General features: G+C 62.3%; 15 protein-coding genes. 5 read left to right on the forward strand and 10 right to left on the reverse strand.

Going from position 1 to position 23,729, the window contains the following annotated elements; translation table 11 throughout:
* Window positions 1–185 precede the first annotated feature (185 nt).
* From ACQ4V8_RS00665 to ACQ4V8_RS00675, 3 genes are all read right to left on the reverse strand, one after another.
* Window positions 186–1,787 (reverse strand): SpoVR family protein, encoded by a 1,602-nt coding sequence (locus ACQ4V8_RS00665; protein WP_436570862.1) that lies wholly within the window; start codon window positions 1,785–1,787, stop codon window positions 186–188.
* Window positions 1,787–3,055: a YeaH/YhbH family protein gene (locus ACQ4V8_RS00670; protein WP_010400850.1), complete on the reverse strand. Its 1,269-nt coding sequence runs from the start codon at window positions 3,053–3,055 to the stop codon at window positions 1,787–1,789. Before ACQ4V8_RS00670 ends, ACQ4V8_RS00665 begins: the two co-directional genes overlap by 1 nt.
* 72 nt (window positions 3,056–3,127) lie before the next feature.
* Window positions 3,128–5,050 (reverse strand): PrkA family serine protein kinase, encoded by a 1,923-nt coding sequence (locus ACQ4V8_RS00675; RefSeq protein ID WP_070346404.1) that lies wholly within the window; start codon window positions 5,048–5,050, stop codon window positions 3,128–3,130.
* 577 nt (window positions 5,051–5,627) lie between these two features.
* On the opposite strand from ACQ4V8_RS00675, the gene ACQ4V8_RS00680 reads away from it, so the two are divergent.
* Window positions 5,628–6,659 (forward strand): adenosine deaminase, encoded by a 1,032-nt coding sequence (locus tag ACQ4V8_RS00680; protein WP_029496611.1) that lies wholly within the window; start codon window positions 5,628–5,630, stop codon window positions 6,657–6,659.
* A 29-nt stretch (window positions 6,660–6,688) separates the two neighbouring features.
* Entirely contained in the window at window positions 6,689–9,238 is a 2,550-nt protein-coding gene (locus tag ACQ4V8_RS00685; protein WP_436570734.1) for an ABC transporter permease, read from the forward strand.
* Here ACQ4V8_RS00685 and ACQ4V8_RS00690 read toward each other — a convergent pair.
* Window positions 9,235–10,242 (reverse strand): response regulator, encoded by a 1,008-nt coding sequence (locus ACQ4V8_RS00690; RefSeq protein WP_010400844.1) that lies wholly within the window; start codon window positions 10,240–10,242, stop codon window positions 9,235–9,237. The two genes, ACQ4V8_RS00685 and ACQ4V8_RS00690, sit on opposite strands and share 4 nt — an antisense overlap.
* Window positions 10,243–10,245: 3 nt before the next feature.
* Window positions 10,246–11,559: a sensor histidine kinase gene (locus tag ACQ4V8_RS00695; protein ID WP_010400841.1), complete on the reverse strand. Its 1,314-nt coding sequence runs from the start codon at window positions 11,557–11,559 to the stop codon at window positions 10,246–10,248.
* Between the two features lie 152 nt (window positions 11,560–11,711).
* Here ACQ4V8_RS00695 and cqsA point away from each other — a divergent pair, with 152 nt between their 5' ends.
* From cqsA to ACQ4V8_RS00710, 3 genes are read left to right on the forward strand one after another with little or no spacing between them, the layout of a single operon-like run.
* Complete coding sequence (gene cqsA, locus ACQ4V8_RS00700; RefSeq protein WP_436570735.1) at window positions 11,712–12,959, forward strand: alpha-hydroxyketone-type quorum-sensing autoinducer synthase; 1,248 nt, start codon at window positions 11,712–11,714, stop codon at window positions 12,957–12,959.
* A gap of 53 nt (window positions 12,960–13,012) precedes the next feature.
* On the forward strand, window positions 13,013–13,408 hold the full coding sequence (locus ACQ4V8_RS00705; protein ID WP_010400839.1) for a group II truncated hemoglobin: 396 nt from the start codon (window positions 13,013–13,015) through the stop codon (window positions 13,406–13,408).
* Window positions 13,409–13,413: 5 nt separating this feature from the next.
* On the forward strand, window positions 13,414–14,781 hold the full coding sequence (locus tag ACQ4V8_RS00710; RefSeq protein WP_010400837.1) for a DNA recombination protein RmuC: 1,368 nt from the start codon (window positions 13,414–13,416) through the stop codon (window positions 14,779–14,781).
* A 27-nt stretch (window positions 14,782–14,808) separates the two neighbouring features.
* On the opposite strand, the gene ACQ4V8_RS00715 is transcribed toward ACQ4V8_RS00710, so the two are convergent.
* From ACQ4V8_RS00715 to ACQ4V8_RS00735, 5 genes are all read right to left on the reverse strand, one after another.
* Window positions 14,809–15,600, reverse strand: a complete 792-nt coding sequence (locus tag ACQ4V8_RS00715) for a hypothetical protein (protein WP_010400835.1) — start codon at window positions 15,598–15,600, stop codon at window positions 14,809–14,811.
* Window positions 15,601–15,745: 145 nt separating this feature from the next.
* Window positions 15,746–17,593, reverse strand: a complete 1,848-nt coding sequence (gene moeA, locus ACQ4V8_RS00720; protein WP_029496610.1) for a molybdopterin molybdotransferase MoeA — start codon at window positions 17,591–17,593, stop codon at window positions 15,746–15,748.
* Window positions 17,594–17,655: 62 nt separating this feature from the next.
* Window positions 17,656–18,777 (reverse strand): GTP 3',8-cyclase MoaA, encoded by a 1,122-nt coding sequence (gene moaA, locus ACQ4V8_RS00725; RefSeq protein ID WP_010400833.1) that lies wholly within the window; start codon window positions 18,775–18,777, stop codon window positions 17,656–17,658.
* Window positions 18,778–18,813: 36 nt separating this feature from the next.
* Complete coding sequence (chrA, locus tag ACQ4V8_RS00730) at window positions 18,814–20,145, reverse strand: chromate efflux transporter (protein ID WP_010400831.1); 1,332 nt, start codon at window positions 20,143–20,145, stop codon at window positions 18,814–18,816.
* 93 nt (window positions 20,146–20,238) lie between these two features.
* The gene (locus tag ACQ4V8_RS00735; RefSeq protein ID WP_436570736.1) at window positions 20,239–23,418 is read right to left on the reverse strand and encodes an Rne/Rng family ribonuclease; all 3,180 of its coding nucleotides are present in this window, start codon (window positions 23,416–23,418) and stop codon (window positions 20,239–20,241) included.
* Window positions 23,419–23,729 lie beyond the last annotated feature (311 nt).

Genomic DNA, 23,729 nt, shown 5'->3' on the forward strand with positions numbered 1-23,729 from the left:
AATTATTTTTCTATGGAACCAGACCACTTCCTCTTGCCTGCGCACCAATCGGGTGCGAAAGTAACTTTACCGAGGTCAAAAAAGACGCTCTGGCGACCGTTTCGACGTCGCCAGGCCATACGCAATTCCTATGCAGGCATAGGATAATCTTATGTGCTTGCTAAAATGCTTGTCAATAGGATCATTTATGGCCGAGCCGGTCCATCGTCGCGTCGGTTGCGCTTCTCGCGCCGGCAATTCAGGGTGCCCATGACGGCGCCCTGTGGATCGACCGTATCGAGGTGGACATCGAAGCCCCACAGCCGCGCCACGTGCTTGAGTACTTCAGCGGCCTGCTGGTTCAGCGGGCGGCGCTGGAATTGCGTGTGGCGCAAGGTCAAGGCGCGGTCGTCGCGTGTATTGACGCTCCAGACCTGGATATTGGGCTCGCGGTTGCCAAGGTTGTATTGCTCGGCCAGCTGCTGGCGCACGTAGCGGTAGCCGGCATCGTTATGGATGGCGGAAACGGCCAGTTTTTCATTCTTGTCATCGTCGAGGACGGCAAAGAAATGGAATTCGCGGATCAGCCGCGGCGACAAATACTGGGCGATGAAACTTTCATCCTTGAAATTACGCATGGCAAAGTCCAGGCTCTTGCGCCAGTCGCTGCCGGCAATGTCGGGGAACCAGGCGCGGTCTTCGTCGGTCGGATGCTCGCAGATCCGGCGAATGTCGCTCATCATGGCAAAACCCAGCGCATACGGGTTGATGCCGCTGTAATACGGGCTGTCGATGGGCGGCTGGTAGACCACGTTGGTATGGCTTTTCAAAAACTCCATCATGAAGCCGTCGCCCACCACGCCTTCGTCATATAACTGATTCAATATCGTGTAGTGCCAGAAGGTGGCCCAGCCCTCGTTCATCACCTGGGTTTGCCGCTGCGGATAGAAATACTGGGAAATCTTGCGCACGATGCGCACCATCTCGCGCTGCCATGGCTCCAGCAGCGGCGCGTACTTCTCTATAAAGTACAGCAGGTTTTCCTCGGGTTCGGGTGGAAAGCGGGCGGCAGCCTTGCGCTGGTCTTCGTCGTCCTCGTCCTCCTCGCGCCGGGGCAGGGTGCGCCACAGCTGGTTGATCTGCGACTGCACATAGGCTTCACGCTCTTTCTGGCGCGCATATTCCTTTGCCATCGACAGTTTCGCCGGGCGCTTGTAGCGGTCCACGCCATAGTTTTGGATAGCGTGGCACGAGTCGAGCAGCAATTCCACCGCATCGACGCCATGGCGCTGCTCGCATTCGGCGATGTAATTCTTGGCAAACACCATATAGTCGATGATGGCGTCCGCATCGGTCCAGGCACGGAACAGATAGTTGCCTTTAAAGAAGGAGTTGTGGCCATACGCCGCATGCGCGATCACCAGCGATTGCATGGTCAGGCTGTTTTCCTCCATTAAATAGGCGATGCACGGGTTCGAATTGATGACGATCTCGTAGGCCAGGCCCATCTGGCCGCGCTTGTAGCTTTTCTCTGTGGAAAGAAAATGCTTGCCGAACGACCAGTGGTTGTAGGAGACGGGCATGCCGACCGAGGTATAGGCATCCATCATTTGCTCGGCCGTGATGATTTCCAGCTGGTTCGGATAGGTGTCCAGGCCAAACTGCTTGGCCACGCGGCGGATTTCCTCGTGGATTTGCTCGATCAGTTCGAACGTCCATTCCGATTGTTCAGGCAGGGCGTTCGGGTGGCGCAGGCGCATCTGCGGTTCGCCCGGGGTGTTGCTGGCGCGATCAAAGGCTGCACTCATCATTTCACCTGTTTCTTGAACAGTTCGCGGAAGACCGGGTAGATATCGGCCGGCGTGACGATCTTTTGCATGGCGAAATGGGCGTGATGCTCGAGCACGCCCGCATATTGCTCCCACAGGTTTTGCTGCGGACCGTCGGTAATTTCGACATAAGTGTAGTACTGCACCTTGGGCATGATGGTATTGATCAGCAACTGGCGGCACAGCACGGAATCGTTGTCCCAGTTGTCGCCGTCGGACGCCTGTGCCACGTAGCTATTCCATTGGCCCGCGCCATAGCGCTCGTCGATGATGGTATTGAGCAAATGCAGGGCGGAAGACACCACGGTGCCACCCGACTCGCGCGAATTGAAGAATTCATGCTCGTCCACTTCCGCCGCCGCCGTATGGTGGCGGATGAAGACGACCTCGATCTTGTCGTAGGCGCGCTTGAGAAATAGATATAAGAGGATGAAGAAGCGCTTGGCCGTGTCCTTGCGCGACTCGTCCATGGAGCCCGAGACATCCATGATGCAAAACATGACGGCTTGCGTCATCGGTTTGGGCACCTTGACGCGGTTGCTGTAGCGCAAGTCGAACGGGTCGATGAAGGGGATCGCCAGCAAGCGCGTATGCAGGTGCTGGATCAGGCGGCGCAGCTCGACTAGCAGCGGGTCGCTGTCGGGCAAGCCTTCGTGCAGCAGCCCGGCCAGGTCTTCTTCGGCCTGCGCCAGCTGTTTGCGGGCGCCACCGCCGACGGCGATGCGCCGCCCCAGCGCACCGCGCAGGGAACGCAGCACATGGATATTCGATGGCGTACCCGACATATTGTAGCCGGCGCGCTGGTTTTTGAATTCCGTGGTGGCCGTCAGCTGGGTTTTCACCATATGCGGCAATTCCAAGTCTTCGAAGAAGTAATTCATGAATTCTTCGCGCGACAATTCAAAGATGAAGTCGTCTTCCGTCTTCTCTTCGCTATTGCCCGCCTTGCCGCGACCACCGCCACCGCCGCCTTTGGGCCGGGTGATCTGGTCGCCCTTCAGGTATTCCTTGTTGCCAGGATTGACCACTTCCCATACGCCGCCATGCGCGTGGCCAAACGATGGTTCGCCCACGTCCTTGACGGGGATGCTGACCTTCTCGCCATTCTCGACGTCCGTGATCGAGCGCCCCTTGATGGCGCGTCCCACGGCATCCTTGATCTGGCCCTTGTAACGCCGCAGGAAACGCTCGCGGTTGACGGCGGATTTATTCTTGCTTTGCAAGCGCCTGTCGATGAGGTATGTCAAAGCGTGCCTCCTTGCCTCTCGTCTTGCGCGTCCCGCCAGTCACCGGGCGGGAGCGCGCCTCCGCTGTCCGCGCTACGATGACTTGCGTACGCGCAAGTACCATTCGCATAACAGGCGTACCTGTTTGGCCGTGTAGCCTTTTTCCACCATGCGGGCCACGAAGTCGGCGTGCTTGTTGGCATCGTCGGCGCTGGCCTTGGCATTGAAGGAAATCACCGGCAGCAATTCCTCCGTATTCGAGAACATTTTCTTTTCGATCACGGTGCGGAATTTTTCATAACTGGTCCAGGCCGGATTCTTGCCGCCGTTCGAGGCCCGCGCGCGCAGGCCGAAATTGACGATTTCATTGCGGAAGTCCTTCGGATTGGAAATGCCGGCCGGCTTTTCGATCTTCTCGAGTTCATTGTTCAGCGATTCGCGGTCGAAGCTCTCGCCGGTGTCCGGATCGCGGTATTCCTGATCCTGTATCCAGAAGTCGGCAAACGTCACGTAACGGTCGAAAATGTTTTGGCCGTATTCCGAATAGCTTTCCAGGTAAGCCGTCTGGATCTCCTTGCCGATGAATTCCACGTAGCGTTGCGCCAGGTGCTCTTTAATATACGAGAAGTAGCGCTGTTCGAGTTCCGGCGCGAACTGCTCGCGCTCGACTTGCTGTTCCAGTACATATAATAAGTGCACGGGATTGGCGGCCACTTCGGAATTGTCAAAGTTGAACACTTTCGACAGGATCTTGAAGGCAAAGCGCGTCGACAGGCCGTTCATGCCTTCGTCTACGCCCGCATAGTCGACGTATTCATGCATGGACTTGGCCTTCGGATCCGTATCCTTGAGGTTTTCGCCATCGTAGACGAGCATCTTCGAAAAAATGCTGGAGTTTTCCGGATCTTTCAGGCGCGACAGGATGGCGAACTGCGCCATCATGCGCAAGGTGCCGGGTGCACACGGTGCCTTGACGAGCGAGGAATTGGCCACCAGCTTGTCGTAGATCTTGATTTCATCGGTCACGCGCAGGCAGTACGGCACCTTGACTATATAGATACGGTCAAGAAACGCCTCGTTGTTGCGGTTGTTTTTAAACGCTTTCCATTCCGACTCGTTCGAGTGGGCCAGGATGATGCCGTCAAATGGAATCGCGCCGAAACCCTCGGTGCCCTTGTAATTGCCTTCCTGCGTGGCCGTCAGCAGCGGATGCAGTACCTTGATGGGAGCCTTGAACATTTCCACAAATTCCATCAGGCCCTGGTTGGCCAGGCACAGGCCGCCCGAGTAACTGTAGGCGTCCGGGTCGTCCTGGGCGTAGTCTTCCAGTTTGCGGATATCGACCTTGCCCACCAGCGAGGAAATATCCTGGTTGTTTTCGTCGCCCGGCTCCGTTTTCGAGATGGCGATCTGTTTCAGTACGGAAGGGTAGCGCTTGACGACGCGAAACTGGTTGATATCACCATTGTATTCATGCAGGCGCTTGACGGCCCACGGACTGGGGATGTTGCGCAGGTAGCGGCGCGCGATGCCGTAATCCTCTTCCAGGATGGTGCCGTCCTCTTCCTCGTTGAACAGGCCCAGCGGTGATTCGTTGACGGGCGAACCTTTCAGGCAATAGAAGGGCACGTGCTCCATCAGCGACTTGAGTTTTTCCGCGATGGACGACTTGCCGCCGCCGACCGGCCCCAGCAGATACAGGATCTGTTTGCGTTCTTCCAGGCCTTGCGCCGCATGGCGGAAATACGCGACGACTTGCTCGATGACTTCCTCGGTGCCGTAGAACTCGCGGAAGGCGGGATAGATCTTGATGACCTTGTTGGCGAAGATGCGCGACAAGCGCGTGTCGTTGCGCGTGTCGACCAGTTGCGGCTCGCCGATGGCGGCCAGCATGCGTTCGGGCGCGCTGGCATACGTCAGCTTGTCCTTCTTGCACAGGGCCAGGTATTCGGTGAGCGACATTTCCTCTTCGCGGGTGCGCTCGTAGCGTGCTGCATAGTTATCAAAAATGGTCATGTCAATGTCCTTTAATGTAAACCTGAACTGCCAGTCACCATGGCCACCCGCCTGGCATTCGCCTGGGCTTGCCGCCTGAACTTTTGCTATACCGCGTGCCGATTTTTATTCTTGTTTCAAGCCCGGCTGTCTTTGCGAGTCCGGATTGCCCGGACCAAAAAACTGGCGCTTGCTGCCTTGCGCTGACGTGGCCAGCCGGCTTTTTTTTACTCTTGATAGCGCTGCTTGCACCTAGCTGTAAGCGATGAAATTAATTATTGCTCTAAAGGATCAGGAAGTCAAAAGATATGTCAGTAATTTCGTAATACTTGTTTGTAAATTATTGATTTAATTGAGAAAATTGCTAGACTTCGCATCGTTTTGAATGCGATTTTTTATTCCTCCAAGATCATCATACGACAATTTTCCAGTGCGTGCCGGTGCCGGCCATGACGCTGCTGTCAGCGCCGTCATGTTGGCCGGGCGTCGGTGCGGCCGGCCATCTTGCGCTAAGATGCTCGCATGTCTGATGGCTCCGCCTAACGCGTGTGCGCGTGCGCGAGCCAGCACTTTTATCGCCACCTTACAAGGAACACCCATGATGAACCCCCAATTGCGTGCGCTCGTGCGCGGCATGCCGAAGGCCGAACTGCATATCCATATCGAAGGCTCGCTGGAGCCAGAACTGATTTTCGCACTGGCCGAGCGCAATGGCGTGCCACTCGGCTATGAATCGGTAGAGCACTTGCGCAGCGCCTATGCTTTTACGGATTTGCAGTCATTTCTCGACATTTATTACGCTGGCGCAAGCGTGCTCTTGAAAGAGCAGGATTTCTATGACATGACGCAAGCCTACCTGCGCCGCGCAGAAGCCGATAACGTGTTGCACACGGAAATTTTCTTCGACCCGCAAACGCACACGGCGCGCGGCGTGCCGATGGCCGATGTGGTCAATGGTATTTACCGTGCCTGCCAGGACAGCCCCGTCAGCGCGGCCCTGATCCTGTGCTTCCTGCGCCACCTGAGCGAGGAAGAAGCATTCGTCACCCTGGCAGACGCCTTGCCGCACCGCGACAAATTCATCGGCATCGGCCTCGACTCCTCGGAAGTGGGCAACCCGCCCGAGAAATTCTCGCGCGTGTTTGCCCGTTGCCGCGAACTGGGCTTGCACTTGGTTGCCCACGCGGGGGAGGAAGGTCCGCCAGCCTACATCCGCACGGCACTCGACGACTTGAAAGTCGAGCGCATCGACCATGGCGTGCGCTGCCTGGAAGACGCGGAACTGACGGCCCGCCTGGCGCGCGAACAAATCGCGCTCACCGTCTGCCCATTGTCGAACACCAAGCTGCGCGTGTTTGACCAGATGCATGAGCATAACCTGGTGCAATTGCTCGACGCTGGCTTGCTGGTGACGGTGAACTCGGACGATCCTGCGTATTTCGGCGGCTATATGAATGACAATTTCGACGCCATTTTCGACGCCTTGCCACTCGGCCTGTCGCACGCGCAGCGCCTGGCGCGCAACGGTTTCATCGCCGCCTTCCTGCCGCAGGCGCAAAAAGACGCTTTCCTCGCGACAGTCGATGCGTATTTTGCACGGCATGCCGCCGCCCACGGCGCAGCGCAATAACCGATACTTTGCATAAAGACCCGCCGCCCATGCTCCGCCTCTCCCTGAAAATGACCGGCCGTGACTGGCGCGCCGGGCAACTGCGTTTCTTGCTCGTCGCCCTGATCGTGGCCGTGGCTGCTCTCTCGGCCGTGGGCTTCTTTGTCGACCGTTTGCGCGCCGGCCTGAACCGCGACGCGCATCAGTTGCTGGGGGCCGATCTGGTCATCAGCGCCGACCAGCCCGTCAATGCGGCCTGGCGCGCCGAAGCGCTCAAGCGCGGTTTTACTTTGGCCGATACGGTGACCTTCCCCAGCATGGCGCAGGCAGGCGAGGGCGAACAGTCGACCTCGCAGCTGGCCTCCATCAAGGCCGTCTCGCCCGGCTACCCGCAGCGCGGCAAGCTGAAAATCACCACCAGCAGCAGTGAAGCGCACGATGCCGTGGGCCAGCCGACCAGCCTGGTGCCGGCGCCCGGCACCCTGTGGGTCGACGCGGCGATGCTGTCCGGCCTGAACGCCAAGTTGGGCGACACCTTGACCTTGGGCGACAAGGCATTTACCGTCACGCAACTGATCGCCAGCGAGCCGGACCGGGGCGCTTCGTTCTTGAACTTTGCCCCGCGCGTGATGTTGTCCTTGAGCGATCTTGCCGCTACGGCACTGGTGCAGAACGGCTCGCGCGTGTCGTACCGCCTGCTGCTGTCGGCGCCGCCAGCCAAGGCGGCCGAGCTGGCGCAATATCAGGTGTGGCTGGAAGGCCAGATCAAGACGCAGGCCATCAAGGGCGTGCGCATCGAGTCGCTCGAATCGGGCAGCCCGCAGATGCAATCGACCCTCGACCGCGCCGACCGCTTCCTGTCCCTGGTCGGCCTGTTATCGGCCATGCTGGCGGCTGTCGCCGTGGCGATGGCGGCGCGCCGCTTCATGCTGCGCCACCTCGATGCCTGCGCCATGCTGCGCTGCCTGGGCTTGACGCAGAACCAGGTTACAGCCATGTATGTGATCGAATTTTTGCTCGTCGGCCTGGCCGGCAGCGCGGTGGGCGTGGCCGTCGGCTTCGGCGGCCATTTGGTGCTGCTGGAGTTGCTGGGCAAACTGGTACAGAGCGATTTGCCGCCCGTCTCCCTGCTGCCGGCCCTGCAGGGCGTGGCCACCGGCATGTTATTGCTGCTGGGCTTTGCGCTGCCGCCGATTTTACAGTTGCGCAATGTGCCGCATAACAGGGTGATCCGCCGCGAGCAAGAGCCGCCTCAGGCGCTGGCCCTGGCCACCTACGGCCTCGGTATTGCCGCCTTCGTCTTGCTACTCTTGTGGCAGGCGGGCGACGTGAAACTGGCACTGTTGACGGCGGCCGGCTTCCTGGGCGGCTTTGCCCTGTTCGGCCTGGCTGGCTGGCTGGGCCTCAAAGCGCTGAAATCGCTGCGCGGCGCTTTCAACCATCAGGGCTGGCGCTTCGCCGTCACGTCCTTGCAGCGCCGTCCCGGTGCCACCGTCATCCAGGTGGTGTCGCTGGCGCTGGGCCTGATGGCCTTGCTGCTGCTGACGGTGGTGCGCGGCGACTTGATGCTGGCCTGGCGCAACGCCACGCCACCCGATGCGCCGAACCGTTTCATGATCAATATCTTGCCCGAACAAAAAGACCCGATCGCCGCGCGGCTGGTCCAGGCCGGGGTGAGCAATGCACCGTTATATCCGATGATACGCGGGCGCCTGGTGGCCGTGAATGGCAACGCCATCACGCAAGAAACTTACCAGGATGACCGTGCCAAGGGCTTGGCCGAGCGCGAATTTAATCTCTCGACGATGGCCACCATGCAGGAAGAAAACAAGCTCGTGGCCGGCAAGTGGTTCAGCAATGCGCCTGGCGCGCCGGCTGAGGCGTCGGTGGAAGAGGGCATCGCCAAGACGCTCAAGCTCAAGCTTGGCGACAAGCTGCGCTTCGATATCGCCGGCCAGCCGGTGGAGGCGACGATCACCAGCTTGCGCAAGCTGGAATGGGGCTCGATGCGCGTCAATTTCTTTGTCATCATCAACCCGGCCGCCATGGCGGACACGCCGCAGACGTGGATCACGGCCTTCCACTTGCCTACCGCGCCCGCGTCCGCGTCCGCGCAGCCGGACCTCGGCAATGCCTTGCTGCGCGCCTACCCGAACCTGACGCTGGTCGACGTGGGCGGCGTGCTGAAACAGATCCAGGGCGTGCTCGACCAAGTGGTGACGGCGGTCGAATTCCTGTTCGCCTTCACCCTGGCCTCGGGCTTGCTGGTGCTGTATGCAGCGCTGATGGGTTCGCAAGACGAGCGCACGCGTGAAGCGGGGCTGCTGCGCGCGCTGGGGGCCACGCGGCGTCAACTGGCGCAGGCGCAGCTGATCGAGTTTTCGCTGGTGGGCGCGCTGGCCGGCTTGCTGGCGGCCACAGGCGCAGCGACCATGGGCTGGGCCCTGGCCACCTACCAGTTCAAGTTCGCCTGGAGCTTTGCCCCGGGCGTGTGGGTTTTCGGCTTGCTGGCCGGCGCCCTGTGCGCCATCGCCGGCGGCTGGCTGGGCTTGCGCAATGTCTTGAAACATCCGCCGCTGCAAACGCTGCGGGAAAGCTAGGCGCTCACGCTGTCGCCCGCCTGTGCGCGTAAAAATTGCGCGAAAGACACGACCGGCTGCCGCAACTGGTGCGGCGGCACGTCGAACAGGGCCCAGAAATACCTCACGCGGCCCAGGCAGATGGTGGGCGCGGCGCAGTAGCGGAACCAGTTTTCACCGATGTGCGCCGCATACATGCCGTCGCTGTCGGCGTCCGAAAAGTAAGGGATCACGCGCATTTCCAGCAGGGCCAGCAGCAAGGACGCCGGTGCGTCGCTGTCGCGCGCCATTTCGTACTGCGTGTGCAGGCTGCGCTCGGTCTCGATGATCATCAGCCTGGCGTGGCCATCGCGCGTAAAGAACAGGATGCCGCTGGGATTGGGGAAGATGTAAAACTCGACGAAGCCATGGCGCTGGCATAGCGCGTCCACGACGGCGGCGATGGCTTCGTCTTGCAGGAAAGCATAGTCGTGTAGCAATAGCAAGTCGCGCACGGTGTCCGATTGCTGCAGGAAAAACGCGCGCTGCAGCGCATGCACTTCCTGTTCCAGGATATCGAGCGCATCGTCGTCGCTCTTCTTGATGTAGCGGTCGATCAAGCCCCGGTTGAAGGCTGTCACGGCCACTTTTTCATCGGCCGCCCCCGTAAATAAGATCTTCTTGCAAGGCAGGTCGTGCACGGCCTGGCAAAATTCCAGGCCATTCATCTGCGGCATCGAGTAATCGATCACCAGCACCGAGGGCACGGCGAAGCGCTGCGCCTGGCCGCTGATGCGCCAGATGCTATCGAGATCGAGCGCCACGTTGCACTGGTCGGGCGGCAGGTTTTGCGTGTCGAAATTGACGTGCAGTGGCGTCTCGCCCAATTGCGTGCTGTGGCGCAGCCAGTCCAGCGCGCTGCTGGTGTCGTGGAAAGTCTTGCGCGCCAGGCCAGGATCGAGCTGGAATGCCAGGCTTTTCAGGAAGGAATCGCTGTCGTCGATCAAGACGGTCAGGGTCGGATGGGTGTAGACGGGCAGTAGCATGCGTCACCTTGCGGGAGAAGAGGGTGCGACAGAAGAGGGGTGGAAGCGGGCAGGCACGGGCTGGGGAAATTCCAGGATGAAAATTGCATACGCATGCTCGCGCGAGACGCAGCCGATGCGCGCCTGCCAGGCGCTGACGATCTGCCGGCACAGGGCGAGGCCGATGCCGATGCCGTTATGCACGGGATAGGAATAAAATCGCTCGAAGATCAGCGGCAGGCGGTTCTTCGCGATGCCGCAGCCGGTGTCGATGAACAGCAGCCTGGGCACAGGGCGGGCGCCGTCGATGATGATGCGCACGCGGCCCTTGCCGGCCCGCTGGATGGCCTTCAGCGCATTTCTCAGCAGGTTCAGCAAGATCACCACGCACAGCTCGTCCTGTCCCGCAAACTGGAAGTCGGCGCGCACGTCCAGCGTGACGCTGGCACGCTGTAGCTTGCCGGTAAATGGGTAGCGCTTGAGCACGGTGTCCACCATCGCCAGCATCGAGAGCGACTGGCGAGGTTGCAAGTTGCGGTTCACGGCACTGGCGCTCATCAGGAACAAATCGATCATGTGCTGCATGTGGCGCACTTCGAACTGGATACGCGACATGGCATCTTGCAGCGGCGCCATGTCGTCCGCCTGGCCAGCGAGCTGCGGTAGCAGCCGGCGCATGCCCCGCACATTCGCTTCCACGCTGGTCAGCGGCGTGCGCAACTCGTGCGCCACGGAACCGAGCCCGGCCGCCATGCCCGCCAGCCGTTCCCGTTCCAGCACCTTGCGGCCCACTTTCACCACACACAAGGCGGTGATGGTGAACCAGTGCAAGGGCAATTGCTGCAGCACTTCACGCTGCAGCAGGTAGGCGCCTTCCCCTTGCAAGATAACGGCCAGGCAGGCGGCGCCCGTGCCGATCAGGTAGGCGCGGCAGGCCAGTCCCGTTTCGAAATGAAACAGCACCACCAGGCCGATCAGCAGCGATTGGCTCCAGATGTACGAGGCATGGTTCATCAAAAACATAAAGGTGAAGAAGAAGGGCAGGATGTAGCTGAGCGCGAACAGCAGGTAGCGCGACAGCCAGCGCACCGAGAAGCGGCGCGCAAACAGGCCTGCCACGCAGATGGCCACGCCCGTCAGGCGCAAGGTCAGGTTTTCATAGGATTGCGGGAAAAAAAATTGCCATAGCAGGTAGTACAGCGGCATCGCCAGCGTGCCCACGGCGGCCAGCATGGCGACGCGGCAAGCCAGGTTTTCGTGCGGCAGGCGTTCATGGAGCAGCGCATGGAGCAGGCGCCTGCGCCAGTGTGTCCATCCTGTTTGCCATTGTTGCGTCATGACGCTGCCTTGATCATTGTCAGAACATTATCATCGCGCAATTCTTTTGGCTTGTACGCTTATTTTGCCCGACATTGATATACGTCAATGGGGGGGATGGCGACACGGTGAAGGCTTGAGTTTTGCAGCAAACCGTCCCTAGGAGAAAGCCCATGACCCTCGCCACTAGCTTGCACGCCCCATCCTTCGCCCGCGCCGAACACTGCCTGCCCGACTACATCGGGCGGCGCATGGATGCGCATCACATCGGGCGCATTGAAAAACTACTGGGCGGCCAGCATCCGCATGCATGGCAAGCGATACCAGCGCATGCCATTTTTCTGGCCGGTAATGACTATCTTTCCATCGCCGCCGAGCCGGCGCTGGTGGCGGCCCAGGTGGCTTGCCTGCGGGCGCACGCGGGCGGCATGCTGATGTCGGCCGTGTACTTGCAGGAAGGCAGTAAGCAGCACCGGCTGGAAAGCCGTCTGGCCCGCTTCATGGGCTGCGAAGACGGCATCCTGGCGCAGTCCGGCATGGCGGCCAATATTGGCTTGCTGCAGTGTATCGCTGGCCCCGGCATCCCCGTCTACCTGGACATGCAGGCCCACGCTTCTCTGTGGGAAGGCGTGCTGTCGGCGCAGGCCCGCGCCGTCGCCTTCTTGCACAACGACATGGCGCACCTGCGGCGGCAAGTGGAAAAACATGGCCGCGGCGTGATCGTCGTCGATGCCTTGTACAGTACTAACGGCAGCCTGGCGCCGCTGCTGGAACTGCTCGACATCGCCGAGCGCAGCGATTGCGTGGTGGTGGTTGACGAGTCTCACTCGCTGGGCACGCATGGCCCGCAAGGCGCAGGCCTGGTGCAAGCCTGGGACCTGGGTCATCGCGTGCATTTCCGCACGGCGTCACTGGCCAAGGCCTTTGCGGGGCGCGCCGGTTTCATCAGTTGTTCGAGCCGCTTCAAGGGATATTTTTTGTCCGAATCGCGTCCCGCCATCTTCAGCTCCTGCCTGCTGGCCCACGAGTTGGCATGGCTGGACGCGGCGCTCGATTTCATCATGGCCGCCGATGCGCGCCGCGCCATTTTGCGGCGTCACACGGTGCAGGTGCGCGAGGGCTTGAGCGCACTCGGCTACAACGTCGGCGACGGCAGCGAGCAGATCGTGGCGCTGGAAGCGGGCGGCGAACCGGCCACCCTGGCGCTGCGCCAGGCGCTCGAGCGGCATGGCATTTACGGCGCCATGTTTTGTGCCCCGGCAACGGCAAAGAATCGTGCCCTCGTGCGGCTGACCCTCAATGCAGGACTCGACGAGGCGGGCATCGCCCGGCTGCTGGCGGCCTGCGCGGCGGTGCGCGCCGAAGTGGGCGTGGACCACTGGCCGTCGACGCGGCGCCTGCGCAAGCTGGCACTCGTGTAGCATTGTCAGCGCACTGCGCGTGGGGAAGCGGCGCTTGCGCTATCATGGCGGGCATGACTGATACCACTGCCCCCACCCTGTACGAGACCATCGGCGGCGCCCCCGTGCTGCGCGACATGGTCGACCGTTTTTATGATCTGATGGAACTTGAACCCGAGTTCGCCGGCATCCGCGTGATGCATCCGCCTTCCACGGACGGCTCGCGTGACAAGTTGTATTTCTTCCTCACGGGCTGGATGGGCGGCCCGGATTTGTATATCGAGAAATTCGGCCACCCGCGCCTGCGTGCGCGTCACTTGCCCTACGCCATCGGCACCAGCGAGCGCGACCAGTGGCTGCGCGCCATGGCCTGGGCCATGGAAGACACGGGCATCGAAGAGTCCTTGCGCGTGCGCCTGATGGAATCGTTCTATCAGACAGCCGACTGGATGCGCAACAAGCCGGACTGACACCCATGAGCCCTATCGAGTTTTACAGCCTGCTGGGCAGCGCCGCCGTCGTCATCGTGTTGCTGATCTTGCTGCTGCTGCGTCCGCGCGGCGCTGGCGGCGATGGCGCCACTACGCTGGCGCTGGTGCAGCAACACCAGCAGCAAAGCCTGGAGCGCATCGACCGCGTTGAGCGCGAAGTGCGGCTGCAACTGCAGGCGTCGGCGCAGGCGACGCGGCAAGACCTGGCCGCTGGCCTGGCGCAATTCCAGGCGGCAACCCTGCAACAGCTCGACAGCCTGCGCATGCAGATGCAGGCGCAGGGGAAAGTCGGGCGCGAAGAGCAGGCGCAGAGCCTGGCGCGCTTCGCCGACAGCACGAATCAAACCCTGGCCCAGCTCACGGAGTCGAATGCGCAGCGCATGCTGGAAGTGCGCGCCACGCTGGAAAGCAAGATCCGTGACTTGCAGGCTGACAATGGTGCGCGCCTGGAAGAGATGCGCAAGACGGTCGATGAAAAACTCCATGCGACGCTCGAGACGCGCCTTTCGGCCTCGTTCCAGCAAGTGTCGGAGCGGCTGGAAAAAGTCCACCAGGGCCTCGGTGAAATGCAGCAGCTGGCGCTGGGCGTGGGCGACTTGAAGCGGGTACTCACCAACGTCAAGACGCGCGGAACGTGGGGCGAAGTGCAGCTGGAAATGCTGCTTGAGCAGGTACTTACTGTCGACCAGTACGCCAAGAACGTGGAAACGCTGCCCGGTAGCGGCGCGCGTGTGGAATTTGCCCTGAAGTTGCCGGGCATGGTAGATGGCGGTCCGCCCGTGTGGATGCCTATCGACGCGAAATTTCCCAAGGAACAGTACGAGCGCTTGGTCGACGCGGCCGAGCGGGCCGATGCCGACGGCGTGGCCCTGGCCGGACGCGAGCTCGAACGTGCCGTGCGCGGCGAAGCGAAAACCATCGCCGAGAAATACCTGGCGCCGCCACAGACCACCGACTTTGCCATCCTCTTCCTGCCCACGGAAGGCTTGTATGCGGAAGTGCTGCGCCGGCCAGGATTGGCCGACGAATTGCAGCGCGTGCACCGCGTCAGCATCGCCGGGCCATCGACCCTGACGGCTTTGCTCAATAGCCTGCAGATGGGTTTTCGCACCCTGGCGCTGGAAAAGCGTTCGTCCGAAGTGTGGCAAGTGCTGGGCGCCGTCAAGACCGAGTTCGGCAAGTTCGGCGACGTGCTGTCGCAAACCCGGCTGACGCTGGAAAAGGCGGCGAAGAATATCGAAAGCGCGGAAGTGCGCAGCCGGCAGATGGCGCGCAAATTAAAATCCGTGGAAGCCTTGCCGGGCGAAGCGGCCGCCTTGCTGCTGGGGAGCGCCGAGGCGGACGGTGAATAGCGCTAGCTGGCTTGCCGCAGCGAGCGGCTAGGTGGACTGTTCCTGCTGGTCCTGGTCCATCCGGTGTTTGACGATGGCAGTGATGATGCTGCCTGGCGCATCGAGTTCGCGCTGCGCCAGCGCGCGCATGGCGTCATTCGCCAGGCCAGCGAGCAAGTCGGCGCACAGCGCGTCGGCCTTGGCGGCTTGGTCCTGGCCGCGCAGTACGGCAGCGGCGATCCGCACGTCTTTCACAAGATTCGTCAACTCCGCTGCCAGGCGCGGTGCAGCGCCCGCGGCAGGAAACAGGGGCTCGCTGGCAGCGAGGGTATTGAGCATGCCGAGATGGGCGAGCGGCGCCGTCAGATAACGCTCCGCCAGCGCGAAATTGCCCGCCTCGACGACGGCTGGCAAGGCTAGCCCAGCGTTCTGGCGCGCCAGTTCGGGGGCGCTGGCGTCCAGCTGGGCGAACAGGGCGGCGGTGGAACGGGCATCATCGAGTGTCTCATTCATCTCGACGATCAGCGAAAAGCGCGATGTGCGCCAGAACCTGTCGGCTGTCTGCGGCGCGCCGCCGTCATCGCGTCGCTGAAAAGGTGCATCTGCGCGTAGTCGCCGTATTTGCTCGTCACGCTCGACCCTCAGAGCAAGTTGCGCGGGTGCATGCAGCTCGGCCAAGAATTTCCATTCCAGCATGAGCATGAAGTAGCCTGTGCGGGCCGCAGTAATGGTCTGTTCCGCTTCCGCAAATAGCTGTTGTAAAAGCACGAGCGCATCCGCATGCTGGCCTTCTTCGCGCAGTGCAATCAGACGTGTCAAACGGATGTCGATGTCGGGCATGGCGGTCCTTGTCTGGAATGCAGCATAGTAACAAGTGCGCACCTGGCTCGCTACGCCTCAGGCGCCATGCTTGTCGGCAGCGATTTTTCGCGCGCGGCAGACCCGCAACGCCAGTCCTGCCAGCAGCCTGGCCGGTGCTGCCGCATCAGGTCAGGCCATGGAACAGCACGATATCGACCAGGTCGCCGGCCGCCACCTGGCCTTGCGCTTCATCTAGCACGATCATGCAATTGGCTTGCGTCATCGAACGCAGGATGCCGGAGCCTTGCGCCCCCGTCACGCGCACGTGCTGGCGCCCGTCCGCGCCCCGCTCGACGATGCCGCGCTGGTATTCCGTGCGGCCCGGCTTCTTGCGTATCGGTGCTTGCGCCGCCACTTGCAGCAGCGGCAGGGTGGCAGTGTCCGCATCGGCGCCCATCAGGCGCAGCAAGGTCGGGCGGGCGAGGAAATAAAACGCCGCCATCACGGCCACCGGGTTGCCGGGCAACCCCAGCAGCAAGGCCGTCTCGCCCTGGCTGGAAATCTGCCCAAAGGCCATCGGGCGGCCCGGGCGCATGTTGATCTGCCAAAAGGCCACGTCGCCGAGGCGCGCCAGGATCTCGCGCGTAAAATCGGCCGCACCGCTGGAGACGCCACCCGAGGTGATGATGACGTCAGCTTTGGCGCAGGCGCTGCGCAGGGCCGCTTCCAGCGCTTGTGGCTGGTCCTTGACGATGCCCATGTCGAGCACCTCGCAGCCCAGACGCGTCAGCATGCCCAACAAGGTGTAGCGGTTGCTGTCGTAAATGCAAGCGGCATCGAGTTGCTCGCCGATCGCGCGCAATTCGTCGCCCGTGGAAAAGACGGCCACGCGCACGCGGCGCCGCACGGGCACCGTGGCGATGCCCAGCGAGGCCAGCAGCCCCAGTTCGGCCGGCCCCAATCGCTTGCCTTGCAGCAGGGCCGGTTGGCCTTGCATCAAGTCTTCACCCTTAAAACGGCGGTTGTCGCCGGGGCGGATGCAGTCAGGTGCCAGCGTAATGCTGCTTGCACTGGCCTGCCGCACCAGTTCCTGCGGCACCACGCTGTCGCAGCCGTCCGGCATGACAGCGCCCGTCATGATGCGCGCGCATTGGCCGCGCCCGACGTTGACCGTGCCGGGGCGCCCGGCCAGGATGGTATCGACCACGGTCAGGGTCAGTGGCACGCTGCCGCCCAGGTCGGCCCCGTGCAGCGCATAGCCATCCATGGCGGAATTGTCATGCGCGGGCACGCTGATGGGCGAGATGATGTCGGCCGCCAAAATACGCGCTAACGCTTGCTGCAGCGCCAATGTTTCGATCTCTGCCACGGGGCCGACGGCGTCCCCCAGGATAGCTTGCGCCATCGGCACGGACAGGCCCTGCGCCTGCAGGGCGGCCAGCTGGTCCGGGGTGTTGATGTTGCCGAACGCACCACTATTTTCGAACAGTACCTCGGCCAGTTTCAAGTCGCCGTGCCAGCTGCGCATGCGCCGTTCGCCGGCGGCCAGGTAGGCGTCCAGTTGGGACAGGGCGGATGTTTTCACCAGGCAAAAGACGGGATGCGCACGGCGCACAGGCGATCCCGTCGCCGCGTCGACTTCCTCGGTGACAGCGATGGCCAGGTCGGCATTGTTCTGCGTCAAGCCAGCGGCCAGGCGCGCTGCCAGGTCGGGCGGCAGCAGCGGCGAGTCGCACGGTACGCACAGCAGGTAAGGCGTGCTGGCGTGCCGCATGCCGCTGTGCAAGCCCGCTAGCGGACCCAATTGGCCCGGCAGCACGTCCGGCCAGACCGGCAGGCCGAAGCGCGCATAGTCGCCGCCATGCGCGTGGACACTGATGGCCAGCTGGCCCACTTGCGCAGACAGGCGCTGCAGCACATGGCGCACCAGTGGCTGGCCGTGCAAAGGCAGCATGCCCTTGTCGCGCTGGCCCATGCGCGTGCCGAGGCCGCCGGCCAGGATCAGGCCGGTAATGTCTTGTTTGTTGATCATGTCAGGTAGAAAAATGGGTGCATGCGCCATGGTAGCAGCGGCGGGCCTGCGCCGCGCCTGATTCAGCCGCCGATATACGACATTTCTACTTTCTTTTTGCCATCCTCAAGCGTACCGCCCGTCAAATCCGTCTGGCTGGTGCGCAATTGCGAATAGCGGTCAGCGCGACCGCGCCACAACTGCGCTACTGCCGACGAGATTTCTGCGTCACTGCGGCCGCCGCGCAGCAGGCTGCGCAAATCGTGGCCGCTGCTGGCGAACAAGCAGGTGTACAGCTTGCCCTCGGTCGAGAGGCGGGCGCGGCTGCAGTCGGCGCAGAACGCTTGCGTGACGCTGGAAATGAGGCCGATTTCGCCGCTGCCATCGGCATAGCGCCAGCGCGCCGCCGTCTCGCCCGTGTAGTTGGGGTTGATGGGCAGCAAGGGCAGGTGCGCGGCGATGCGCCGCACGACGTCCGCCGATGGGATGACTTCCTGCAAGTTCCAGCCATTTGAGGCGCCCACGTCCATGTATTCGATGAAGCGCAAGATGTAGGGCGTGCCCTTGAAATGGCGTGCCATCGGCACGATTTCTTGCTCGTTCATGCCGGCCTTGACGACCATGTTGATCTTGATCGGCCCCAGGCCCGCCGCATGTGCTGCATCGATGCCTTGCAGCACATCGGCCACGGCGAAATCGACGTCGTTCATGCGCTTGAAGGTGGCGTCGTCGAGCGAATCGAGCGACACGGTGACGCGGTTCAGGCCTGCATCTTTGAGCGCCTGCGCCTTTCTTGCCAGCAAGGAGCCGTTGGTCGTCAGGGTCAGGTCCAGCGGCTGGCCCGATGGCGTGCGCAGTTCGGCCAGCATGGCGATGAGCCTTTCGATATTCTTGCGCAGCAGCGGTTCTCCGCCCGTCAGGCGGATTTTTTCCACGCCGTGCGCCACAAACAGGCGCGCGATGCGCGTGATTTCCTCGAACGACAGCAAATCGGTGTGCGGCAAATAGACGTGGTCCTTGTCGAATACGTCCTTCGGCATGCAATACACGCAACGGAAATTGCAGCGGTCGGTAATCGAGATGCGCAGGTCGTGCAGGGGCCTGCCCAGGCTATCGGCCACGTTGCCGCTGGGACTTTCCAGCACTGCGGGGATCACCAAAGCCGCATTGCGGGCCTCGGCAAGGTAGATAATCTTGTCAGCCATGAAAGGTAATGCCAAACGTAAAGTCGGTTAAGGCAGCTACGATAGCACGAGGCCGAAGATGGCACAGGCGAGCAGCAATTTGATGCTGCCAATTTGATACTTGAGCAGCGCCACGCCGGCCGCCAGCGCGATGGCGATGGCCAGCATGTCCCAGTGTGGCAGCGTATTTGCTTGCCAAAAGACATGGCGGCCAAAAAACAGGCCCAGGCTGGCAATGACGCCCACCACGGCCGCCGAAATGGCCGTCAGGGGCGCACTCAGGCGCAGGTTGCCGCGTGACGCTTCGAGCAGCGGCGCGCCACCCAGGATGAAGATGAACGAGGGCAGGAAGGTGAACCAGCTGGCGACAAGCGCACCGCATACGCCCGCCAGCCACAGATGTTCCCCTGCCACGGCGTGGCTCCAGCCGCCCACAAAGCCGATGAAAGCGACGATCATGATCAGCGGACCGGGCGTGGTTTCGCCCAGCGCCAGGCCATCCATCATCTGCGCGTTGCTGATCCAGTGGTAATGCTCGACGGCGCCCTGCACCAGGTAGGGCAGCACGGCATACGCGCCGCCGAAGGTCAGCAGGGCGGCCTTGCTGAAAAACACGCCCATCTGCGCCAGCGGCTGCTCGCGTCCGCCCAGCAGGGCCAGACCCAGCCAGCTGGTGAAAGCCAGCGCCAGACCCAGCGCGCACGTGACCAGCAGGCGCGGCCAGCTGAAACGCGCATGCAGCGGCGTGGGCGTGTCGTCATCGATCAGGGCCGCGCCAAAGCGGGCTGCGCTGTCATGCGGCGTAGCGCCGGCATGGAAGTGGGCCGGTAAGTAGCGCCCGCCCGCCATGCCCAGCAGGGCTGCGGCGAACACAATCAGCGGAAATGGCAGCCGTAGCAGGGCGATGGCGATGAATGCACTGGCCGCAATGGCTAGCAGGGCGGGGCTGCGCAAGGTGCGCCGGCCCAGGCGCCAAGCGGCCGCCAGCACGATGGCGACGACGGCCGGCTTGATGCCGTACAGGATGCCGGCGATGGCGGCCACGTGGCCATATGCCATGTAGAGCCAGGACAGGACGATCAGCACCCCCAGCGAGGGCAGCAGGAATAGCAGGCCCGCCACCAAGGCGCCGCGCGTGCGGTGCATCAGCCAGCCGATGTAGATGGCCAGCTGGGTCGCTTCCGGTCCTGGCAGCAGCATGCAGTAATTGAGGGCGTGCAGGAAACGCTGCTCGGAAATCCAGCGCCGCTTTTCCACCAGCTCGGCATGCATCATGGCGATTTGCCCGGCCGGACCGCCAAAGCTGACGCAGCCCAGCTTGAGCCAGTACCAGAACGCGCTGCGCAGGCTGACGGGGGCGGGGCGGGGAAGCTTGCTATCGTTGTGCATGGCGGCTCGCTGGCAAAGCGCGTGGACTTGACAAAAAAAGGGGGAGCCTGAGCTCCCCCTTTCATCATTGGCGGCTGGGCGAACCCGGCGCGCTTACGGACGTTGCGTGTTGACCTGGACCAACGGCTCATCCGATTGCGGCGGCAGTGGCTTGCGTTCGCGTGGCTTGCGCACCGGGGCGACTGCCTTGGCGGCCGCTTCCTGCGCCAGGCGCAGTTTTTCCGGATCGGTGGCAGCCAGGGTCAGGCCGGCCGAACCGAGCACCGCGCTCAAGTCCAGCGGCGCGGTGACTGGTGCGGCAACTGGTGCAGCAGCGACAGGAGCGGCCACAGGCGCTGGCGCTGGCGTTGGAGCAGGAGCAGGAGCAGGAGCAGGAGCAGCTTCGGCGACCACCGGGGCCGCTTCCACCACAAGCGGCGCCACTTCGGCTACTGGCGCTGCTTGCGCCACGGCGACGGTTTCCGCGACAGCAGGCGTTTCCACCACTGGCGCGGCTTCGACGATGACTTCCGCTGGTGCTGGCTCAGCTTGCACTTTCTCGGCAAAGCTGTACTCGGCCGCTGGTGCTGGTTCGGCGGCGGCTGGCTCAGCTTGCGCTACAGCGACGACGGCTACGGCTACGGCAGGTGCTGCCGGCACGATCACTTCAGCCATAGCCACGGGTGCAGCGTCAGCGGCAGGAGCGGCTTCTTCCACCTTGGCAATGTCCACGACCTTGCTCACTTCAGTCACCTCGGCCACGTCCGCGACAGCAGCTTCGACTGGCGCTGCAGCGACGGCGACGACAGTGGCGCTAGGCACCACGGCAACCGGGGCTGCATCAGCGACGACAGCGGCACCAGCTTCCGGCGCCGGAGCGACCGTGAAGCTGATCACGGGCGCGTCCTGGCCATCATTGTCGCCATTTGCCGACTCAATCAGCTCGCCCGTTTCGCGGTCGCGGCGGTTGCGGTTGCGGCCACCACGACGACGACGGCGGCGCGGTTCTTCGCCTTCCACGTCGCTTTCCATCTCTTCGCCTTCAGGACCGGCATTCGCCGGGGCTTTCAGCAAGTTCGCCGGTGCGGCGTCGGATTCCGGGCCAGCGGACGCTACGACGACGTTGATGGCGCTGGCGCTAGCGCCTGCCAGGGCCAGTTCGTCAGCTTTCACTTCAGCAACAACAGCCTTGTCGGCGCGTGGCTCGCGGCCTTCGCGTGGCTGGCGTGGCGGACGTTCGGCACGTTCCGGGCGTTCGGCGCGCTCTTGACGTTCGGCGCGCTCTGGACGTTCACCGCGCTCGCGTGGTGCCGCCGTTGCATCGCCAGCCTCGCGCACTTCACGCGGTTCGCGTGGCGGACGCGGTGGACGTGGCGGACGGGCCGCCTTTTCCAGTGCTTCGGCTTCCTTGGCCGCATCGTCTTGGACCGGACGGCCCTGGCCCGGTTCGCGTTCTTCGCGGCCAGGCTTGCCATTGCGGCCACGGCCACGCGGGCCACGGCTGTTGCGGTCGCCACGCTCGGCGCCGGCCGGCTTGGCTGGGGTGACCGCGGCAGGTGCCGCTACCACCGGTGCCGGTGCGCCTGTGAAGAAGCTGATGATCTTGGCGAGCAGGCCTTGCGGCGCGGCTGGTGCCGCCACCGGAGCTGGTTTCGCTTCGACGGGCTTGCGCTCGACCAGCGGTGCCGGCTGGTCAGGCGTGATCGTCTTGACGACGGCTTCCTGGCGCGGCTTGGCTTCTTCCTTCTGGCGCTTGCTGTAAGCCATGTCGGTTTCCGCGTTTTCGGCCAGGTTGTAGCTGGCCTGGCTGTCTTCCAGACGCGGATCGTCGTGCTTGATGCGTTCGAGCTTGTAGTGCGGCGTTTCCAGGTGCTTGTTCGGGATCAGGATCACGGCGATGCGGTGGCGGTTCTCGATTTTCAGTACTTCGCCGCGCTTTTCGTTGAGCAGGAAAGCGCCCACGTCGACGGGCACTTGCACGTGGATGGTGGCCGAGTTTTCCTTCATCGCTTCTTCCTGGATGATGCGCAGCACCTGCAGGGCGGACGATTCGGTATCGCGGATGTGGCCGGTGCCGGAGCAGCGCGGGCAAGTCACGTGCGAGCCTTCGGACAGCGAAGGGCGCAGGCGCTGGCGCGACAATTCCATCAGGCCAAAACGGGAAATTTTGCCCATTTGTACACGTGCACGGTCATGGTGCAGCGCATCTTTCAGGCGCTGTTCTACTTCGCGCTGATTTTTTGCCACTTCCATGTCGATGAAGTCGATGACGATCAAGCCACCCAAGTCGCGCAGGCGCAGCTGGCGGGCTACTTCTTCGGCCGCTTCGCAGTTGGTGTTGAAGGCGGTCGTCTCGATGTCCGAGCCGCGCGTGGCGCGGGCCGAGTTGACGTCGACGGACACCAGCGCTTCGGTATGGTCGATCACGATGGCGCCGCCTGATGGCAGCGGCACGGTGCGGCTGTACGCCGTTTCAATCTGGTGTTCGATCTGGAAGCGCGAGAACAGCGGCACGTCGTCGCTGTAGCGTTTTACACGGTGCACCATGTCGGGCATCACGTGGCTCATGAACTGGTGCGCCTGGTCGTAGATCTCGTCGGTGTCGATCAGGATCTCGCCGATGTCGGGCTGGAAGTAGTCGCGGATGGCGCGGATGACGAGCGAGGATTCCTGGTAAATCAGGAAAGCGCCATTGGCCGACTTGCCAGCGCCTTCGATGGCGCGCCACAGTTGCATCAGGTAATTCAAGTCCCACTGCAGTTCATCGACGTTGCGGCCGATGCCGGCGGTGCGGGCAATGACGGACATGCCAGCAGGCAAGTCCAGTTTATCCATGGTTTCGCGCAATTCCTGGCGCTCTTCACCTTCCACGCGGCGCGATACACCACCGCCACGCGGGTTGTTCGGCATCAAGACCAGGTAACGGCCGGCCAGCGAAACGAAGGAGGTCAGCGCAGCGCCCTTGTTGCCACGCTCTTCCTTTTCCACCTGGACCATGATTTCCTGGCCTTCGCGCAGCGCTTCCTTGACGGAAGCGTTACGCACATCGACGCCTTCGCGGAAATACGTGCGCGCAACTTCCTTGAAAGGCAGGAAGCCGTGGCGGTCTTCACCATAGCTGACGAAGCACGCTTCGAGCGAAGGCTCGATGCGCGTGATCACGCCCTTGTAGATGTTCGATTTGCGCTGTTCGCGCCCGGCTGTCTCGATATCGATGTCGATCAGTTTCTGTCCGTCGACAATCGCTACGCGCAGTTCTTCTTGCTGCGTGGCATTAAACAACATGCGTTTCATTTTTATAACTCCGCGACCCGTAGGCCATCTCAAGGCCGCTTCCTGGGAAGCGGCGAAAGTACAGGGATATATGCGAGAACGGGAGTGTTGGCGGGGGAAATGCCTAGGCGTGCGGAGCAACAACGCGTACGAGGTATACGTTACGGCCGCAACAGGCGCGGTGAGGTCAATCGTCATGCCGAGTGCACAGGACACCTGCAACTCATCTGAAACAGCCCGGATGAGAATGAACTGCATCGGGGGCAGAGAATGCAAGTGGTCAGCAAATTCAGAGCCAAAATCGTTAGCCGGCTCATTACAGGGATCGCGAT

Origin of the sequence: Janthinobacterium paucivorans (genome assembly GCF_051380805.1) — a bacterium.
In the GTDB taxonomy this organism is placed as follows: Bacteria; Pseudomonadota; Gammaproteobacteria; order Burkholderiales; family Burkholderiaceae_D; genus Janthinobacterium; species Janthinobacterium lividum_D.